Raw genomic sequence first — 17,128 nt, forward strand, 5'->3', positions numbered from 1 at the left:
ACTTGAGATAAGCTGGCGTCAGGCTTCGGCGCGTTGTTCCCGCGCCGAAGCCGCACAGACATCCCGAACGCAGCTGCGCAACCATCGATGGGCGGGGTCGGCATCCATCCGGGGGTGCCAGAGCAGCGATACCGTTATCTCCGGCATCGGAACTGGAAGCGGGAAGCTGAACAGCCCCTTGCGCAGATTGCCGGTATGACGCTCGGGAACCGTGGCGATGAGATCCGAAGCCCGCGCCAGAGCCAGAGCCGCGGAAAAACCCCCGACGATCGTGACAATCTCCCGCCTCGCCCCTTGGGCCTCGAGCGCCTCGTCGAGCGGGCCTTTGTCGAAACCCCGTCGTGACACCAGCACATGCCTGCCCGCCGCGTAGCGGGAAAGGTTCATCTCGCCCTGGCTCAGCGGGTGGCCCATCCGCACCACTCCGACGAAACGGTCCCTGAACAACGCCTGGACGCGGACTTCCGGACCAGTTGCCGCCCCGATCACACCCGTTTCCAAATCGACCGTGCCATCACGCAAGGGGCCGCTCTCCTTGTTCGGCTTCGGTATGAAACGCAGCTGAACGCCAGGAGCCTGTTCTCCGACCAACGCAATGAGTTCCGGTCCAAAATTCTCGACGAAACCATCGCTGCTGCGAAGCGTGAACGTCCGGACGAGTTTTTTGAGATCGAGGCTTTCGGCAGGCCGCAGAACCGCTTCGGCATCCTGCACGAGCTGACCGACCCGTTCGCGCAGTTCAAGGGCGCGGGGTGTCGGCACCAGGCCGCGACCAGCCCTGACCAGAAGCGGATCCCCCGTCGTGTCCCGCAGTCGCGCCAGTGCCCGGCTCATGGCGGACGGACTGAGACGCAGGCGCCTGGCCGCGCGGGCCACGCTGCCTTCGGCAAGCAACACATCGAGGGTGACGAGCAGGTTCAGATCGGGATGCGACATGCGCCGAAGATAGCACAACGGTTTCGGCCTGACATGGCGTAAAACGCACGAATTGAGTGCAAATGATGCGCCTTCTGCCATATATCGAGAACGAGCTACGTTTGCTGCGCTGATCCCAGCTGCAGAAACGGAAGGTGTGACCATGCAAAGCGATAGAAAACGAGCCGTAGCCGCCAGCGGCGAGAAATTGCGTGCCCCGCGCGGCGCACTCGCGGCCGTTTCCCTTGCCATGCTGCTCTCCTCGCTCGGAACCAGCATCGCCAATGTCGGTCTCCCGGCGATGGGGCCGGCGTTCGGCGCCTCCTTCCAGCAGGTACAATGGGTCGTGCTGGCCTACCTCCTTGCAATCACCGTGCTGATCGTCAGTGTCGGGCGGCTCGGCGATATTGTCGGCCGGCGGCGGTTGCTGCTCATTGGGCTCGGCTTGTTCATGCTCGCCTCCATCGCCTGCGGCGCCGCGCCCACGCTCGCCGTGCTCATTGCTGCGCGGGCGGCGCAGGGTCTTGCAGCGGCGATCATGATGGCGCTTTCCATGGCGATTGTCGGGGAGATCGTGCCGAAGGAGAGAGCCGGCAGCGCCATGGGGCTGCTCGGAACCATGTCGGCAGTCGGTACGGCCCTTGGCCCGTCGCTCGGGGGTGCTTTGATCGCGGCAAGCGGATGGCGAGCGATCTTTCTGGTTGCCGTTCCGCTTGCGGCGCTCGCCTTCGTTCTTGCCTACCGCTATCTACCCTCCCATGCGCCGGCAACGGAGCGTCAGGGCAAACCGCAGTTGGACATCCGGGGGACGGCGCTGCTGGGGCTGGCGCTTTTGGCTTACGCACTCGCCACAACGCTCGGACATGGCAGCTTCGGGCCACTGAACGCCGCGCTGCTCGTAGCAGCGATCGTCGGATTTTGCCTGTTTCTATTCGCCGAAACCAGAACGGTATCCCCCCTGGTCCGGCCGGCAATGCTGCGCGATCCATCGCTGGCTGCCGGCCTTGCGATGAGCACGCTCGTTTCGACGGTGATCATGGCGACGCTTGTTGTCGGCCCGTTCTACCTTTCCCGATCGCTTGGGCTCAACGCGGCTTTGGTGGGGTTTGCCATGTCGACCGGCCCCGTGGTCTCCGCCCTGACCGGCTGGCCAGCCGGCCACCTGGTAGACCACTTCGGCTCCGCCCGCGCGACGGTTGCTGGCCTCCTGGCGATGATGGCGGGTTCCGTCGCGCTGGCGATGCTGCCGAGAACGTTTGGCATATGGGCCTATGTAACACCGCTGGCCGTCATGACCGCCGGTTATGCTTTATTCCAAGCTGCCAATAACACAGCCGTCATGGCGGATATCCCGCCGGATCAGCGAGGCCTGACGGCGGGCTTGCTGAACCTGTCGCGCAATCTCGGCCTCACCACCGGGGCGTCCGTCATGGGTGCCATATTCGCGGCGATGTCCGGAGCAGGCGACATAACGGCGGCATCCGCCGATGCGACCGCCGTCGGGATGCAAGCCGCTTTCGCAACCGCTGCCGGATTGGTCGTCGTCGCCCTTGCGGTCGCGGCAGCAAAGCATATAGCAGCGAGCCGCCCCGCCTCACCCGTCGAAACACCTTGAGTTATCCGGCGCCGCCGGGCTTTTTAGCCATCCGACGAACCCTTTCTTAACCCTGCTGTGGCAACACTTTCGCAATTGTTCCCGTCGTCGCTACGAGTATTGCGTGCCCATCATGGCGGTCATCGAAACAGCGGAGAGATTGCTGCCGCCAGGCTTACGCGCCCGGCTTCATCCGCTGACGCGCAAGCTCGAGACGATCCTGACCGATGAGGACGAGACGGCACGTGCCCAGCGCCGGGCGCTGATCGCCTTCGTTATCCGCATTTTCAGTGCTGCAATCGCGTTCGTTTCGCAGATCATCCTCGCCCGCCTGATGGGCGAGTTCGAATACGGCATCTTCGCCTTCGTCTGGGTTGTCGTGGTGCTTGCCGGCAACCTCTCCTGCCTCGGCTTCCACACCTCCGTGATCCGTTTCCTGCACCAGCACAAGGCCCGCGGCGAAGTGGAGACCGTGCGCGGTCTCAATCTGGCCGTCCGCCTGGTGGCTTTCGGCTCGGCGAGCTTCATCGGCGCTGTCGGCTTAGTCTTCCTGCAGGTCTTCGAGGGCAGGCTCGAGGCCTATTACCTGGTGCCAATCTCGCTTGCCTTCTTCACCATGCCGATGATCGCGCTCGGAGACGTGCTGGACGGGACCGCGCGTTCGAACGGCTGGACGGTGACTGCGCTGAGCCCCACCTACCTCATCCGTCCGACCCTGATCCTCGTCTTTATGCTAGCCGCCCTGTGGTTCGGCGCTCCACGCACCGCCGTGACGGCGATGGAGGCAGCACTTGCGGCAACCTATGTGACGACGCTCCTGCAGCTTCTGCGCCTGACGCTTCGCCTGCGCCGGCTCTACGGGATCGGCCCCAGGCGTTTCGAAATGGGCGCCTGGTTCCGCTATTCGCTGCCGCTCTTTCTGGTGGACGGCATCGGCTTCCTGCTGACCAATGCGGATGTCGTGGTCGTCGGCCTCTACCTGCCGCCCGACCAGGTGGGCATCTATTACGCCGCCGCCAAGACGATCGTGCTCGTCCAGTTCGTCTATTTCTCCATCAAGGCCGCCGCCGGCCCCCGGTTCTCCGCCATCCTGGCGGAAGGGGACATGGCGGCGCTCGCAGCCTTTGCCGGACAGATGGCTCGCTGGAGTTTCTGGCCGTCGCTTGCCGTCGGTCTTCTGGCACTTGCCGCAGGCGATCTGCTGCTCTCGCTCTTCGGCAGCGCCTTCACCGCCGGTTACTGGCTGATGGCGATCCTCTTTGCCGGCATCCTCGCCAAATCCATGGTCGGGCCTGGCGAGGTGCTGCTCAGCATGGCGGGACACCAGAACCTCTGTGTCCTGCTCTATGCCATCACCCTTGCGGCCAGCATCGGCCTCAACATCGCGCTCATTTCCCATTTCGGACTTGTCGGCGCGGCGGCGGCAACGGCATCGGCAATGATGATCGAGGCGGTGCTGCTGCATATCGCCGTGCGCCGCACGCTCGGCATCGTGCTCTTCGCATTTGCCGAGCCTATGCCCTCCGTTCCTTCAAAGGCTTCCTGACCATGGCTCAACCACCGATCAGCGGCGAATTCGAAGGCAATGGCGGCGGACATTTTCCGCCGATACAGAGATTTCGTGTCGAACGCCCCGACGCCGACACCCGGTTGCCGATCGGCCGGTCGGGCCGTGAACTCTGCCTCTATCCGGCTGCCTTCGGCTACGATCTCCAGGAAGAACTAGAGTTCCTCTCCAATCGGGCCATGGAGCCCAATATCTTCTTCTCAGCGAGGTTGCTGGCGCCCGCCATGCCGCGGGTGGAGGACAAGCAGGTTCGCCTGGCGCTGATCCGCGATGAAAGCGGGGCGCGCAGCCGTCTCAGACTGCTGATGCCGTTCACCATCGAAAAACCCGGCTTCTCGATGGGTGCATCGATCCTCCGCACCTGGGCCAATCCCTTCGGCCCGCTCGGCACCCCGCTCGTCGATGCCGAAGATGCCGCCGAAACGATCGACAATCTCTTCGAGGCCCTCATCCTCAGGGAAGCGCGGCTTCCGGGCGTGCTGGTATTGCCTGACGTTCGCCTCAATGGCCATTTCGCCCAGTTAGCCAAGGCTGTCGCCATCGGACGCAACCTGCCGGTGGCGGTCACCGATCCGTTCCGGCGGCCGATGCTGGAGAGTCTGCTCGATGGCGAAGCCTATCTGAAACATGCGGTCTCTCCGCATCATTTCCGGGAGATGCGCCGCGTCTGGCGCAACCTGGCAGCCCGCGGCACCCTTGCCTATTCGGTGGCCCGCCAGCCGGAGGAGGTCCGGCTGCGCATGGAGGAATTCCTGCTGCTCGAGGCGAAAGGCTGGAAGGGGCGCAGGCGTTCCGCACTCATCAATGACCGCTTCCGCTCGGCTTTTGCCCGCGAAGCGATCACCAATCTTGCCGAAGTCGATGCCGTGCGCATCCATACGGTCGATTTCGACGGCCGCGCCATCGCCTCTCTCGTCGTCTTCCTGATGGCCGGCGAAGCCTATACCTGGAAAACGGCCTATGACGAGAATTTCTCCTCCTATTCGCCCGGCAAGCTTCTGATGATGAAGCTGACGGAATGGCATCTTGAAGACGCCAACATCACCCGCACTGACAGCTGCGCCGTCCCCGATCACCCGATCATGAGCCGCTTCTGGGAGGAACGCGAGGAGATGGGTACGCTGGTGATCGGGCTGAAACAGAACGGCGACCGCGACGTGCGCCAGGTGGCGGCGCAGCTTCACCTTTACCGCAACACCCGCAACATGGCCCGCATCCTCAGGGAGAAGATCCTGTCGATCGCCGGCCGCTCGGAATGATCACTCCGCGGCGGCTTTTTCACGAAGCAGCCGTCGGATGACCTTGCCGCTGGTCGTCAGCGGTATCTCGTCCACAAAGGCGACCTCGCGCGGATATTCGTGCATGGAAAGCCGCGTCTTCACCCATTCGCGGATCTCCGCCGCCAGTTCCGGGCTCGGATCATAGCCGGGTGCGACGACGATATAGGCCTTGACGATTTCCGTGCGGACCGGATCGGGTTTGCCGACCACCGCCGCCAGACGAACGGCGGGATGGCCGCTCAGACAGTCCTCGATCTCGCTCGGGCCGATGCGGTAGCCGGACGAGGTGATGACGTCGTCGTCGCGGCCGATGAATTCCACATAACCTTCTTCGTCCCGGCGGCCGAGGTCGCCCGTCACGAGCCAATCTCCGATGAACTTGGATTCGGTCGCCGCCTCGTCGTTCCAGTAGCCGAGGAACATCACCGGGTCCGGCCGGCGGATGGCGATCTGCCCGATCTGTCCGACGGGACGCTCCATGCCCTTTTCATCGATGACGCCGACGATATGCCCGGGCACCGGACGGCCGATCGCGCCGCCTCGCGACACGCCGAGATAGGCGGCCGAGGAGAGCACGAAATTGCATTCCGTCTGGCCGTAGAACTCATTGACGGTGAGCCCGAGTGCCGATTTGGCCCAGTCGTAGGTCTCCCGGCCAAGCGCCTCACCGGCTGAGGCGATCGTGCGCAGCTTCAGATCGTATTTCTCCAGCGGTCTTTCGACCGCCTTCAGAAGACGCAGGGCCGTCGGAGGGATGAAGGCGTTGCGGACATCCATTTCCGCCATAATGCGGAAGGCCATGTCCGCGTCGAATTTCTGGGCCGGCGAGGAGACGACGGGAATGCCGAGCATCAACGCCGGCATCAGCACGTTGAGCAGACCGCCTGCCCAGGCCCAATCGGACGGCGTCCAGATCCGGTCGCCCGCCTGCGGTGCAAATTCATGCGCCAGCTGAAAGCCTGGAATATGGCCGGCCAGCACCCGGTGTCCGTGCAACGCCGCCTTCGGCGGGCCTGTGGTACCGGAGGTGAAGATCATCAGTGCAGGATCGTCAGGCCCGGTCGGCGCAACGGCAAAATCCGACGGATGGGCTGATATCAACTCCGCAAGCGAAACAAGCTTCCCCTGCGGGGCCACATCCGACGTGACGATGACATGCTTCAGATCGGGCAGCCGCTCGCGCAGTTCGGTGAGGCGCGAGAGGCCGAAGGCATTGGTGACGATCGCCGCCGTGCTCGATGCCCTCAGGCGATATTCGAGCGCCTCGGCGCCGAAGAGTAGAGCGAGCGGCAGCGCGATTGCGCCCATCTTATAGATAGCGACGTGCGCGATCACCGTCTCGAAGCTCTGCGGCAGCAGAAGCGCGACCCGATCGCCGGCCTTCAGGCCGAGCGAAACAAAGGCATTCGCAAGCGAGGCGGAGCGCGCCGCAAGTTCGCCATAGGTGAGAGAAGAATGCGCGCCATCGGGGCTGAAGTGCTGCAGGCAGATGCGGTCCGGATGTTTCGCCGCCCAGTCATCGCTGACCACCTCGCCCATGTTAAACCTTGGCGGGATGTCCCAGGCGAAATTGCGATAGATCTCCTCATAGGAGGTGCCGGCAGGCAGTTTCATGTGCAGTGCTTCTCATTTTGCTGCACCAGCTAACATCTTCGAAGTTTGAAATACAAGAGGGACAAACCCACCACGCAATGAGCACTTCAATCTTGCAAGACGCTACGGCCTCGTGATAGAGCGCTTGCCACTACCGAAGTGCCCCGTTGGCGGAATTGGTAGACGCGCCTGACTCAAAATCAGGTTCCGAAAGGAGTGCTGGTTCGATTCCGGCACGGGGCACCATTCTCCAAGAGATGTCGTTCGACCCACTTGAGAAAAGCGGGCACCACAAATCCTCCGCAAACTCACGAAAAAGTGGCGGAGCGGAGACAATTTGTCTCCTGTGCGATCATTTACAGCGCGGCTGCATCTGCTCTAAGTGAGCCAACATCAGTGAGGAAAAGTTTATGGCGCTGACAGCTTCCGCCCCTCGATCCCACGCCGGAATGGGCTACGCCGTTGCCGTCACTGTGGGCATGGCAGCAACTGTCGGAGGCGCGCTCGCCTTTCAGTATATCGGCGGCTATATCCCCTGCGCGCTTTGCCTGCTGCAGCGCGATCCCTATTACTACGGCATTCCGGTCGGCATCCTCGGGATCATTGCGTCGGCTCTTAGCCTGCCGGGCTGGATCACGCGCGCAACCCTCCTTGTCATTGGCGTGATGATGCTGGTCGGCGCTGGCATGGGCGTCTATCACTCCGGCGTAGAATGGGCCTTCTGGGAGGGACCGGCGAGTTGCGGTGGCGGGGCCGGCGTCACAACCAATGCCGGCAGCCTGCTTTCGGACCTCAACACCGTCCACGGCCCCTCCTGCACGGAAGCAGCCCTTCGCGTGCTTGGCCTGTCATTTGCCGGCTGGAATGTCCTTGCCAGCGTCATTCTTGCCGGGATCGCCTTTCTGGGCGCCAAAAAGGCCGCCTGAGGCGGCCTCCGGCCGAGATCACGGCTGCAGTTCCGTATCCCAGTAGAGATAGTCCATCCAGCTTTCGTGCAGGTAGTTCGGCGGGAAAAGCCGGCCGTTGTTGTGCAGGTCCTGTACCGTCGGCTGATAAGGCTTCTGATGCGGGAACATGCCGGCCTGCTTCGGCAGCTTGCTGCCCTTCCTGAGATTGCAGGGCGAGCAGGCGGCCACGACATTTTCCCAGGTGGTTTCTCCGCCATGGGCGCGCGGGATGACGTGGTCGAAGGTCAGATCATCGTTTTCACCGCAATACTGGCACTCGAACTTGTCCCGCAGGAAGACGTTGAACCGGGTGAAGGCAGGGTTGCGGGTCGGCTGAATATAGGTCTTCAGGCTGACGACGCTCGGCAATTTCATGGAGAAGCTTGGAGAGCAGACCGAGTGTTCGTATTCGGCGATGATATTGACCCGGTCGAGGAAAACCGCCTTGATCGCGTCCTGCCAGGACCACAGCGACAAGGGATAATAACTCAGCGGCCGGTAGTCAGCGTTCAGAACGAGCGCCGGCAGGGCCTGCGGGGAGACTGCAATCGTCAAGTGACGCTCCTACCCGATTCGGCATCTGTACTTTCTATATTAGGTCCGTTGTTACAGGATTGTGAAGCCCAATAAATGCAGTGAGATACTTTGCCCCAGCTTCACGCAAGCGGCGTGGCGTCCCGGCGCATCTTCGCCGCGTAATAGGCCCAAAAGAGCCTCGCCGCGACGGACCGCCACGGCCGCCAGGCTTCCGCCATTGCCGCGAGATCTTTCGCTTGAGGCCGCGCCTCCAGCCCCAGCGCGTGCCCAACGGCCGCCTGCAGAGCCACGTCGCCGGACGGAAAGATATCGGGGTGCCCTCCGCAGAACATCAGATAGACCCCCGCCGTCCACGGCCCGATGCCCGGGAGCGCCGTCATCGTCCGGATGGCCTCGCCCGTTTCCAGTTCACAGATCGACTCCAGGTCGATGAGGCCTTGCGAAATTGCTGTGGAGAGATTGAGAAGCGTCGCAGCCTTCGCCCGTGAGAGGCCGAAGGTGGCGACAACGGCGGGATCAAGCGCTGCATAACCCGCAGCGGTGACCGGCCCGGCAGCGGTGATTCGCCCCCAGATCGCCTCCGCGCTTGCCCGCGAGACCATCTGCGACACGATGATCGAGGCAAGGCCGGCAAATCCAGGCTCGTTGAGCCTGAGCGGCACCGGCCCGGCGGCCCCGACGATCGACACGAGCCGCGGATCGAGCTCGACCAGAGCCTCGAGTCCCGCCTGGATATCCGAAGGGCCGCGGATGATCCGCACAACCTGCCTCCCATGGCTGTTTCGCAAAAAGCATGCCAGAAGAAGCCATGCCTGCGTCATCCTCTGATAAACCGGTCTATCGGTTCGCGCCAAGCCCGAACGGGCTGCTTCATCTCGGCCATGCGCTCTCCGCCCTCCTGAACCACGATATGGCCAGGGCGGGGGATGGGAGGTTTTTGCTGCGCATCGAAGATATCGACCTCGCCCGCTGCACGCCGGAATTCGAGCAGTTGATCTATCGCGACCTTGCCTGGCTTGGACTCGACTGGGAAAGGCCGGTGCGGCGGCAGTCAGAGCATTTTGCCACCTATCACGCCGCACTCGACCGGCTGACGGAGATGGGTCTCGCCTATCCCGCCTTCATGACCCGCGGCGACGTAAAGGCTAAAGTGGCAGCCTATGAAGCCGGCGGAAAGACCTGGCCCCGCGACCCGGACGGCTCACCACTCTATCCGGAAGACGACCGGCATCGAAGCGAGGCGGAACGGCGGCAGCTGATCACAAGGGGCCTGCGGCACGCCCACCGGTTGGACATGCGAAAGGCGCTGAGCCTCATCGGCCATCCCTTGACATGGATCGAAACTGGCGACGGCGAGCGCGGGCGGATTTCCGCCGATCCGGCCGTCTGGGGAGACGTCATCCTGTCCCGTTCCGACGCTCCGTCGAGCTATCATCTCTCGGTGACGGTGGACGATGCAGCGCAGGGCATCACGCATGTGGTGCGCGGGCTGGATCTCTTCGACGCGACCGCGGTGCACCGGCTGCTGCAGGAACTTCTGGAACTGCCCGAGCCGCTCTACCATCACCATCGGCTTATCCTGGGAGAGGACGGCAGGAAGCTTGCAAAAAGCGAGGGATCAACGGGACTTGCGGCCCTTCGCGACCAAGGCCTCCTGCCCAGCGACATCCGCCGGCTGGTCGGCCTTTGAGGCCTCTTCCTCCTCGCGCCGGCGCCGCTCTTTCTGGAGCCGCGACACCACCGAATAGACCCGGTACTTCATCAGCGCCGCGTTGAGCTCCGCACCCAGCATGAAGATCACCGCGACCATGTAGAGAAAGACCAGCACGATCATGATCGACGCCAGCCCCGCATAAGTCGCGGCATAATTGGCAAAGGTCGAGAGATAGGCTGCAAAACCCAGGCCGAAGGCGGTCCAAAGGACAATCGTCAGCGTCACGCCCGGCAGGACGTCGATGATGCGCCGGTCTCCGGCCGGCAGCCATTTGTGCGAGAGCAGAAGCCCGGCCATCAGCACCAGCGCAGTGCCGTAAAGACCCCAGTTGGCGGCCGTCGTCAGATCGGGGATCAGCCAGGGAAATCGCGTTTCGGCAAAGCGCATCGCGACCGGGACGGCCACGAGCACGATGCTGATCAGGGCAAAGATCACCACTGCGACGATTACATAACCAAGGCTCGCGAGCCTCGTCACGTACCACGCCCGCGTCTCGGACATCCGGTAGGCACGGTTGAGAGAAATACGCAGCGCCTCGACACCGTTGGAGGCGAAATAGGCGGCCGCCAATACGGAAACGGTCAGCAGCCCGCCCCGCGGCATGGTGAGCACACGCTGGATTTCCGAGGCGATCGGCGCGGCGATATCCGCCGGCCAGGTATCGAACAGAAGATGGATCGCCGTATCTGAAAATCCGCCGGCACCGAGAAAACCCGCAAGAGCGGTCCCGAAGATCAGGAAGGGAAAGAGCGCCAGCAGACCCGAGAGCGCCACATGGCTTGCCATCGCCCAGCCATCATCCTCGTTGAAGTGACAATAGGCGTCCCAAAATACCTTATAGGCGAGCCTGTACCACCGAAAGGGGCGGTTTTCTTCGGACAATGGCGACTCCGTTGTGACTTGGTGCGAAATATGGGAGGAACCCTTCCTGTTGTACAGGGACGAGATCAAATGAACGAGAAAAGAACGATCATCATCACCGGCTGTTCCTCCGGTATCGGCGCGCACTGCGCCCGCGCCCTGAAGGCTGACGGCTGGCGGGTTTTCGCCACGGTGCGCAAAGAGGCTGATCTCACCGCGCTGGAGGCCGATGGCATCGAAGCGCTGATGATGGACTATACGAAGCCAGAAACCATCGCCACCCTGGTTCAAACCGTTCGAGACCGCACCGGCGGCCGGATCGACGCATTGTTCAACAACGGCGCCTATGGACAGGCGGGAGCCGTGGAGGACCTTTCCACCGACGTGCTGCGCGAACAGTTTGAGACCAACGTCTTCGGCTGGCACGAACTGACGCGCCTTGTGATCCCGATCATGCGCGCACAAGGGCATGGCCGCATCGTCAACTGCTCCTCCATCCTCGGCCTGTTGCCCTATCGTTACCGCGGCGCCTACACGGCTTCCAAATATGCCATCGAAGGCTTGACCATCACCCTGCGGATGGAACTCCAGGGCAGCGGCATCGAAGTGAGCCTCATCGAGCCTGGGCCGATCACCTCACGCTTTACCGCCAATGCGCTTGTCAAATTCAACGAGCACATCGATCAGGAAGCGTCGGTCCATGCGGAGCAATACAAGCGCCAGCTCAGACGTCTCGACGGAAGGGGGCAGATCAGCCGTCACAAGCTTGGCCCTGAAGCCGTCTATCATGTCCTGGCGCATGCCTTGACCGCACCTCGTCCCCGACCACATTATTTGGTCACGAAGCCCGCCAAGCAGGGCGCCTTCCTGAAAAGAATATTGCCGGCCGCGCTTTTCTATAAGCTCATGCGCCGACTCGACTGAACGAAAGCAATCGGAAAATGTCCAGTTTCACCACTCTGCTTACCCTGATCGTCATGGGGCTTGTCGTGCTCGTCCTGATCCGCGGGCTGTTCAACATGCTGAAGGGAAGCGACGCGAACAAATCCAACAAGCTGATGCAGTTGCGCGTCCTCTTGCAGGCGGTCGCAATCCTTCTCATCATGCTTACGCTCTGGATCACCGGCGGCGGACGCCCGAGCTGATTCCGGCGACCGAGGGACCAATGGTAAAGCTCAACAAGATATACACGCGCACCGGCGACAAGGGCACCACCGCCCTGGTCTCGGGTCCACGACGGGAAAAGTACGACCTGAGGGTAGAAGCCTACGGCACGGTCGACGAAACGAATTCTGCCGTCGGAATGGCAAGGCTCCACACCTCCGGCCTGCCTGAGCTCGATGCGATGCTCTTCCGCATCCAGAACGACCTGTTCGACCTGGGCGCCGACCTCGCGACGCCCGATACGGGGGAACAGCTGGACTACGAGCCGCTGCGCATCATCGAAGCCCAGGCGACCCGGCTTGAGAGCGAGATCGACACGCTGAATACCGACATCGCCCCCCTCACCTCCTTCGTTTTGCCGGGTGGATCCCCTGCCGCCGCCCATCTGCACCTTGCGCGCACCGTGGCGCGTCGCGCTGAGCGGCTGATGGTCGAGCTTTCCCGGCAGGAAACGGTAGGAACCGCGGCCTTGAAATACATCAACCGGCTTTCCGATTTCCTGTTCGTAGCCGCCCGTTCGGCCAATGACGGCGGCAAGTCGGACGTGCTTTGGGTTCCGGGGAAAAACCGGTAGAACGTTAGCGGGGTAGGAGGGTCACCAATGTTCATCCCGCTGCACGACGCCGTCGAACTGAAATATATCCGCGTACAATATGTCACAATCAGCCTCATCGCCGTCAACGTGCTGGTCTGGCTGTTCACCACGCTCGCGAGCCCGGAAATCGTGGAACACGCCTCGCTTGGCCTCGGCTTCATTCCAGCTGTGATCTTCGACTACGCGGTGCTCGATCCGTCGCTCATCATCGTCCCCGACGACGCCACCTTCATAACCTATGCCTTCCTGCATCTCGACTTCTGGCACCTCGCCTCCAACATGCTGTTTCTCTGGGTGTTCGGTGACAATGTTGAGGATGCGCTGGGGCATGTGAGATTCCTGATCTTCTACCTGATCTGCGCCGCGGCCGGCGCCGCCCTCCATGGGTTTGTCGGGCCGTCCTCGGAAGGTCCTTTGATCGGCGCTTCCGGTGCAATTTCTGGCGTCGTGGCGGCCTACTTCCTGCTGCACCCGCGGGTGCGGGTCTGGGTGCTGGTGCTTTTCCGTATTCCGCTGCCGCTGCCGGCCTTCATTCCACTGGCGCTCTGGATCGTTCAGCAATTTGCCATGCTGGCACTCGACCTCGACGGCATGGTCTCCTGGGGTGCCCATGTCGGCGGTATCATCGCAGGTGCCATCCTGGTCATCCTCATGCGCCGCAAGGGCGTGCCGCTCTTCGACCGCACCATCGTCACGCCGAAGGCCGTGCGAGCCGAGCCTACTCCCAAGGTTCCAATTGCTGTGGCTGAACCCGGCAGCAGCCCGCATTGACGACAAGGCCTTGACATTGACGTGTACGTAAAAGTAATTTTTGCGACCGCAAAAGCGCTGCGGGCGGCGAGACGGCGTTGTATTCGAGAAAAAAATGCGTATCGATGTCGCCCACTGACAAATGAGGGAACGGCAAATGTCGCAATTTGCCGCTGAGACAAGTCGAGGAAGGACCCCATGAAGATCCTGGTGCCGGTTAAGCGAGTGGTGGATTACAACGTGAAGATCCGGGTCAAGCCGGATGGCACGGGTGTCGAGCTTACCAATGTGAAGATGTCGATGAACCCGTTCGATGAGATTTCCGTCGAGGAGGCTCTGCGTCTGAAGGAGGCGGGCAAGGCGGAAGAGGTTGTGGTTGTATCGATCGGACCTGCCAAGGCGGAAGAGACGCTCAGGACCGCCCTTGCGATGGGCGCCGATCGTGCAATCCTGGTCGAGACGGACGACATCGTCGAGCCGCTGGCCGTTGCAAAGATCCTCAAGGGTGTCGCGGACGCCGAGCAGCCCGGACTGATCATCGTCGGCAAGCAGGCGATCGATGACGATAGCAATCAGACCGGCCAGATGCTGGCAGCGCTCCTCGGTACGGCCCAGGCAACCTTCGCCTCCAAGATCGAGATAGGTGCAGGTTCCGCTAAAGTCACCCGCGAAGTCGATGGCGGCCTGCAGACGATCGAAGTCAAGCTGCCGGCTGTCATCACCACCGACCTCCGTTTGAACGAGCCGCGTTATGCATCGCTGCCGAACATCATGAAGGCCAAGAAGAAGCCGCTCGACAAAAAGACGCCGGCCGAGCTCGGCGTCGACACCACACCGCGCCTGAAGGTCCTGAAGACCGAGGAGCCGGGTGGCCGCAAGGCAGGCATCAAGGTCAAGAGCGTCGAGGAACTCGTCGCCAACTTGAAGACCGCCGGCATTCTCTAAAGCGACGGATAAGGATTACGACAATGGCCATTCTTCTTCTGGCAGAACACGACAACGCAACCCTGTCCGACCAGACCGCCAAGGCGCTCTCCGCTGCCGCGCAGATCGGCGGCGATGTGCATGTGCTGGTGGCCGGCTCGGGCGCCAAAGCTGCGGCCGATGCTGCCGCCAAGCTTTCCGGCGTATCCAAGGTGCTGCTCGCCGACGACGCAAGCCTAGCCAACAATCTCGCCGAACCGCTGGCGGCACTGATCGTCTCGCTTGCCGGCTCCTATGACACGATTATCGCCGCTGCGACGGCTTCTGCGAAGAACGTCATGCCGCGGGTTGCGGCCCTGCTCGACGTTGCCCAGGTCTCGGAAATCGTCGAGGTGATCTCTGCGGATACCTTCAAGCGGCCGATCTACGCCGGCAACGCGATTCAGACGGTGCAGGCGACCGACGCCAAGAAGGTCATCACGGTTCGGACCGCCTCGTTCCAGGCGGCCGGTGCAGGCGGCTCTGCATCCGTGGAAACGGTGCCGGCGGCGGGCAATGCGGGCGTTTCCACCTTCGTCTCGGATGCGCTGTCCTCGTCGGAACGTCCGGAACTGACCTCCGCCAAGATCATCATCTCGGGCGGCCGGGCGCTCGGCTCTGCGGAAAAGTTCAAAGAGGTCATTCTGCCCGTCGCTGACAAGCTTGGCGCTGCTGTCGGCGCTTCCCGCGCCGCCGTCGATGCCGGTTATGCCCCGAACGATTGGCAGGTCGGCCAGACCGGCAAGGTGGTGGCCCCTGACCTCTATATCGCGGCCGGCATTTCCGGCGCCATTCAGCATTTGGCCGGCATGAAGGACTCGAAAGTCATCGTCGCGATCAACAAGGACGAAGAGGCGCCGATCTTCCAGGTCGCCGATTACGGCCTCGTCGGCGACCTCTTCGAAATCCTGCCGAAGCTCGAAAAGGCGCTTTAGACCTTTGTCCATTTCGCAAGCGCGAAAAATGCTGGCAAAATGCCAAGTGGCGGAATAACAATCTGCCGGGCTGTCTCCACACAGCCCGGCATTTTTTATAAGATAGGCGCAGCGCAGCGCCTCGGGAGCGAAACCCAGGGAAACCAATAATGAGTTCGGTCATGAAGAATATCGGCATCATCGGAGCAGGTCAGATGGGTTGCGGCATAGCCCATGTTTCGGCCTTGGCCGGTTACAAGGTGCAGATGTACGACCTTTCCCAGGATAGGATCGAGGCAGCGCTTGCCACGATCAACGGCAATCTTGCCCGCCAGGTGGGTCACGGCAAATTGACCGATGACGAGCGCAAGTCTGCGCTTTCCCTCATCTCGGGTTCCGCCGATCTCAACGACCTTGCCCCCATGGACATGGTGATCGAGGCCGCGACAGAAGATGAAAGCGTCAAGCGAAAGATCTATGCACAGGTCTGTCCGGTTCTGAAGCAGGAAGCCCTGCTGGCGACCAACACGTCTTCGCTTTCGATCACCCGGCTCGCTTCCGCCACCGACCGGCCGGAACGTTTCATGGGTATTCATTTCATGAACCCGGTGCCGGTGATGAAACTCGTCGAGTTGGTGCGCGGTATCGCGACCGATGAGCCGACCTTCCGGGCTGCCAAAGAATATGTTGCCACGCTCGACAAGACTGTAACGGTCGCCGAGGACTTTCCCGCGTTCATCGTCAATCGCATCCTGCTGCCGATGATCAACGAGGCAATCTACACGCTCTATGAAGGCGTCGGTTCGGTGGAAGCCATCGACACCGCCATGAAGCTCGGCGCCAACCATCCGATGGGGCCGCTGCAGCTGGCGGACTTTATCGGCCTCGACACCTGCCTGTCGATCATGCAGGTGCTGCACGACGGGCTGGCCGACAGCAAATATCGCCCCTGCCCGCTTCTCGTAAAATATGTCGAGGCCGGGTGGCTCGGACGCAAATCCGGCCGCGGCTTCTACGACTATCGCGGCGAAGTACCGGTTCCGACGCGGTGACTGCTTTGGGACCTAAGGCGCCTTCGCGGCCGTAATCAGCGCCTTGGCATCTGGGCTGTCCCAGACGGCGGGGCCGTTCATGGCCGAGATCAGGCAGCCCTTTGCATCCATCACCAAGGTCACCGGCAGGCCGAAGGCAAGTCCTTCCTTCTTCAGGCTGTTGAAGACGCCCATCGAGCTGTCGCGGTAATAGCCAAGCGTGTCGATGCCGTACTCAGCGAGAAACGCCTTGGGTTTCTCGTCCGTGCCGGTGTCGATGTTGACGGCTACCACTTCGAAGTCAGGCCCGCCCATCTCCTTCTGAAGAGCATTCAGCGCCGGCATTTCTTCGCGACAGGGGCCGCACCAGGTGGCCCAAAGATTGAGAAGCACGGTCTTGCCGGCGAAATCGGCTGTCTTCAGGTCCTTTCCATCAGGTCCCTTGAAGGAAAGATCGAGCGGCCTCGGCGGCCGTGCGGCCACCATCGCGGCAACCTGGCCCTTGGAAAACTCCGAGACGGACTTCACCGTCTCTACCGCGCCCTCGCAAGCCCCGGAAGACTGAGCGAGGAGAACGTCCCCGCCATTGCCAGACCCCACATTCCTCACGTATACCGCCACGGCGCCGGCGATGATCCCCGCGACGGCGGCAATCACGATCAATCGGACGGAAGGAAGGCCGAAGGGTCTTTTGGTCGTCATC

General features: G+C 62.1%; 18 protein-coding genes and 1 tRNA gene. 13 read left to right on the forward strand and 6 right to left on the reverse strand.

What is annotated here, in order from left to right; translation table 11 throughout:
- Positions 1-18: 18 nt before the first annotated feature.
- Entirely contained in the window at positions 19-936 is a 918-nt protein-coding gene (locus EDE05_RS12170) for a LysR family transcriptional regulator (RefSeq protein ID WP_132410925.1), read from the reverse strand.
- 142 nt (positions 937-1,078) lie between these two features.
- Between EDE05_RS12170 and EDE05_RS12175 the strand changes: the two genes are divergently transcribed.
- The 3 genes from EDE05_RS12175 to EDE05_RS12185 all read left to right on the forward strand — a co-directional run bounded on the left by EDE05_RS12175 (position 1,079) and on the right by EDE05_RS12185 (position 5,335).
- On the forward strand, positions 1,079-2,530 hold the full coding sequence (locus EDE05_RS12175) for an MFS transporter (protein WP_132410923.1): 1,452 nt from the start codon (positions 1,079-1,081) through the stop codon (positions 2,528-2,530).
- 112 nt (positions 2,531-2,642) lie between these two features.
- Positions 2,643-4,055, forward strand: a complete 1,413-nt coding sequence (locus EDE05_RS12180; protein ID WP_132410992.1) for a lipopolysaccharide biosynthesis protein — start codon at positions 2,643-2,645, stop codon at positions 4,053-4,055.
- A gap of 2 nt (positions 4,056-4,057) precedes the next feature.
- Complete coding sequence (locus tag EDE05_RS12185) at positions 4,058-5,335, forward strand: GNAT family N-acetyltransferase (protein ID WP_132410921.1); 1,278 nt, start codon at positions 4,058-4,060, stop codon at positions 5,333-5,335.
- Here EDE05_RS12185 and EDE05_RS12190 read toward each other — a convergent pair whose 3' ends face one another.
- A complete protein-coding gene (locus tag EDE05_RS12190) occupies positions 5,336-6,970 on the reverse strand; it encodes an AMP-binding protein (protein WP_132410919.1) in 1,635 nt (544 codons plus the stop codon). It abuts the gene before it with no gap.
- 140 nt (positions 6,971-7,110) lie between these two features.
- Here EDE05_RS12190 and EDE05_RS12195 point away from each other — a divergent pair.
- Both EDE05_RS12195 and EDE05_RS12200 read left to right on the forward strand, forming a co-directional pair.
- Positions 7,111-7,195: transfer RNA gene (locus EDE05_RS12195), tRNA-Leu, on the forward strand.
- Positions 7,196-7,359: 164 nt separating this feature from the next.
- A complete protein-coding gene (locus tag EDE05_RS12200) occupies positions 7,360-7,875 on the forward strand; it encodes a disulfide bond formation protein B (protein WP_105372664.1) in 516 nt (171 codons plus the stop codon).
- Positions 7,876-7,893: 18 nt separating this feature from the next.
- Here the strand turns inward: EDE05_RS12200 and EDE05_RS12205 are convergent, their stop codons facing one another.
- The gene (locus tag EDE05_RS12205) at positions 7,894-8,451 is read right to left on the reverse strand and encodes an HNH endonuclease (protein ID WP_105372665.1); all 558 of its coding nucleotides are present in this window, start codon (positions 8,449-8,451) and stop codon (positions 7,894-7,896) included.
- Positions 8,452-8,552: 101 nt separating this feature from the next.
- Complete coding sequence (locus EDE05_RS12210; RefSeq protein ID WP_105372666.1) at positions 8,553-9,194, reverse strand: DNA-3-methyladenine glycosylase; 642 nt, start codon at positions 9,192-9,194, stop codon at positions 8,553-8,555.
- 32 nt (positions 9,195-9,226) lie between these two features.
- Between EDE05_RS12210 and gluQRS the strand changes: the two genes are divergently transcribed.
- A complete protein-coding gene (gluQRS, locus tag EDE05_RS12215) occupies positions 9,227-10,123 on the forward strand; it encodes a tRNA glutamyl-Q(34) synthetase GluQRS (protein WP_105372667.1) in 897 nt (298 codons plus the stop codon).
- Here gluQRS and EDE05_RS12220 read toward each other — a convergent pair.
- Entirely contained in the window at positions 10,052-11,029 is a 978-nt protein-coding gene (locus tag EDE05_RS12220) for a YihY/virulence factor BrkB family protein (protein ID WP_105372668.1), read from the reverse strand. The two genes, gluQRS and EDE05_RS12220, sit on opposite strands and share 72 nt — an antisense overlap.
- Positions 11,030-11,098: 69 nt before the next feature.
- Between EDE05_RS12220 and EDE05_RS12225 the strand changes: the two genes are divergently transcribed.
- The 7 genes from EDE05_RS12225 to EDE05_RS12255 all read left to right on the forward strand — a co-directional run bounded on the left by EDE05_RS12225 (position 11,099) and on the right by EDE05_RS12255 (position 16,446).
- Positions 11,099-11,932, forward strand: coding sequence for an SDR family oxidoreductase (locus tag EDE05_RS12225; RefSeq protein WP_105372669.1), 834 nt, complete (start codon positions 11,099-11,101; stop codon positions 11,930-11,932).
- Positions 11,933-11,949: 17 nt separating this feature from the next.
- Positions 11,950-12,153 (forward strand): twin transmembrane helix small protein, encoded by a 204-nt coding sequence (locus EDE05_RS12230; RefSeq protein WP_105372670.1) that lies wholly within the window; start codon positions 11,950-11,952, stop codon positions 12,151-12,153.
- 20 nt (positions 12,154-12,173) lie between these two features.
- Complete coding sequence (locus tag EDE05_RS12235) at positions 12,174-12,746, forward strand: cob(I)yrinic acid a,c-diamide adenosyltransferase (protein WP_105372671.1); 573 nt, start codon at positions 12,174-12,176, stop codon at positions 12,744-12,746.
- 27 nt (positions 12,747-12,773) lie between these two features.
- Complete coding sequence (locus EDE05_RS12240; RefSeq protein WP_132410917.1) at positions 12,774-13,538, forward strand: rhomboid family intramembrane serine protease; 765 nt, start codon at positions 12,774-12,776, stop codon at positions 13,536-13,538.
- Between the two features lie 177 nt (positions 13,539-13,715).
- Positions 13,716-14,462 (forward strand): electron transfer flavoprotein subunit beta/FixA family protein, encoded by a 747-nt coding sequence (locus EDE05_RS12245; protein WP_132410915.1) that lies wholly within the window; start codon positions 13,716-13,718, stop codon positions 14,460-14,462.
- A 23-nt stretch (positions 14,463-14,485) separates the two neighbouring features.
- Positions 14,486-15,415, forward strand: coding sequence for an electron transfer flavoprotein subunit alpha/FixB family protein (locus tag EDE05_RS12250; RefSeq protein WP_132410913.1), 930 nt, complete (start codon positions 14,486-14,488; stop codon positions 15,413-15,415).
- A gap of 149 nt (positions 15,416-15,564) precedes the next feature.
- Complete coding sequence (locus EDE05_RS12255; RefSeq protein WP_105372675.1) at positions 15,565-16,446, forward strand: 3-hydroxybutyryl-CoA dehydrogenase; 882 nt, start codon at positions 15,565-15,567, stop codon at positions 16,444-16,446.
- 12 nt (positions 16,447-16,458) lie between these two features.
- Here the strand turns inward: EDE05_RS12255 and EDE05_RS12260 are convergent, their stop codons facing one another.
- On the reverse strand, positions 16,459-17,127 hold the full coding sequence (locus EDE05_RS12260) for a TlpA disulfide reductase family protein (RefSeq protein WP_132410911.1): 669 nt from the start codon (positions 17,125-17,127) through the stop codon (positions 16,459-16,461).
- Between the last annotated feature and the right edge of the window lies 1 nt (position 17,128).

It is taken from the genome of Neorhizobium sp. R1-B, assembly GCF_004368875.1.
Lineage (GTDB): Bacteria > Pseudomonadota > Alphaproteobacteria > Rhizobiales > Rhizobiaceae > Neorhizobium > Neorhizobium huautlense.

Bases quoted from the DNA above. Each gene is read 5' to 3' on its own strand.
- EDE05_RS12200 (WP_105372664.1), top strand. From the start codon at position 7,360: ATGGCGCTGACAGCTTCCGCCCCTCGATCCCACGCCGGAATGGGCTAC.
- EDE05_RS12230 (WP_105372670.1), top strand. From the start codon at position 11,950: ATGTCCAGTTTCACCACTCTGCTTACCCTGATCGTCATGGGGCTTGTC.
- EDE05_RS12185 (WP_132410921.1), top strand. From the start codon at position 4,058: ATGGCTCAACCACCGATCAGCGGCGAATTCGAAGGCAATGGCGGCGGA.
- EDE05_RS12250 (WP_132410913.1), top strand. From the start codon at position 14,486: ATGGCCATTCTTCTTCTGGCAGAACACGACAACGCAACCCTGTCCGAC.
- EDE05_RS12180 (WP_132410992.1), top strand. From the start codon at position 2,643: ATGGCGGTCATCGAAACAGCGGAGAGATTGCTGCCGCCAGGCTTACGC.
- EDE05_RS12260 (WP_132410911.1), bottom strand. From the start codon at position 17,127: ATGACGACCAAAAGACCCTTCGGCCTTCCTTCCGTCCGATTGATCGTG.
- EDE05_RS12240 (WP_132410917.1), top strand. From the start codon at position 12,774: ATGTTCATCCCGCTGCACGACGCCGTCGAACTGAAATATATCCGCGTA.
- EDE05_RS12255 (WP_105372675.1), top strand. From the start codon at position 15,565: ATGAGTTCGGTCATGAAGAATATCGGCATCATCGGAGCAGGTCAGATG.
- EDE05_RS12175 (WP_132410923.1), top strand. From the start codon at position 1,079: ATGCAAAGCGATAGAAAACGAGCCGTAGCCGCCAGCGGCGAGAAATTG.
- EDE05_RS12225 (WP_105372669.1), top strand. From the start codon at position 11,099: ATGAACGAGAAAAGAACGATCATCATCACCGGCTGTTCCTCCGGTATC.
- EDE05_RS12245 (WP_132410915.1), top strand. From the start codon at position 13,716: ATGAAGATCCTGGTGCCGGTTAAGCGAGTGGTGGATTACAACGTGAAG.
- EDE05_RS12235 (WP_105372671.1), top strand. From the start codon at position 12,174: ATGGTAAAGCTCAACAAGATATACACGCGCACCGGCGACAAGGGCACC.
- gluQRS (WP_105372667.1), top strand. From the start codon at position 9,227: ATGCCAGAAGAAGCCATGCCTGCGTCATCCTCTGATAAACCGGTCTAT.
- EDE05_RS12190 (WP_132410919.1), bottom strand. From the start codon at position 6,970: ATGAAACTGCCTGCCGGCACCTCCTATGAGGAGATCTATCGCAATTTC.
- EDE05_RS12170 (WP_132410925.1), bottom strand. From the start codon at position 936: ATGTCGCATCCCGATCTGAACCTGCTCGTCACCCTCGATGTGTTGCTT.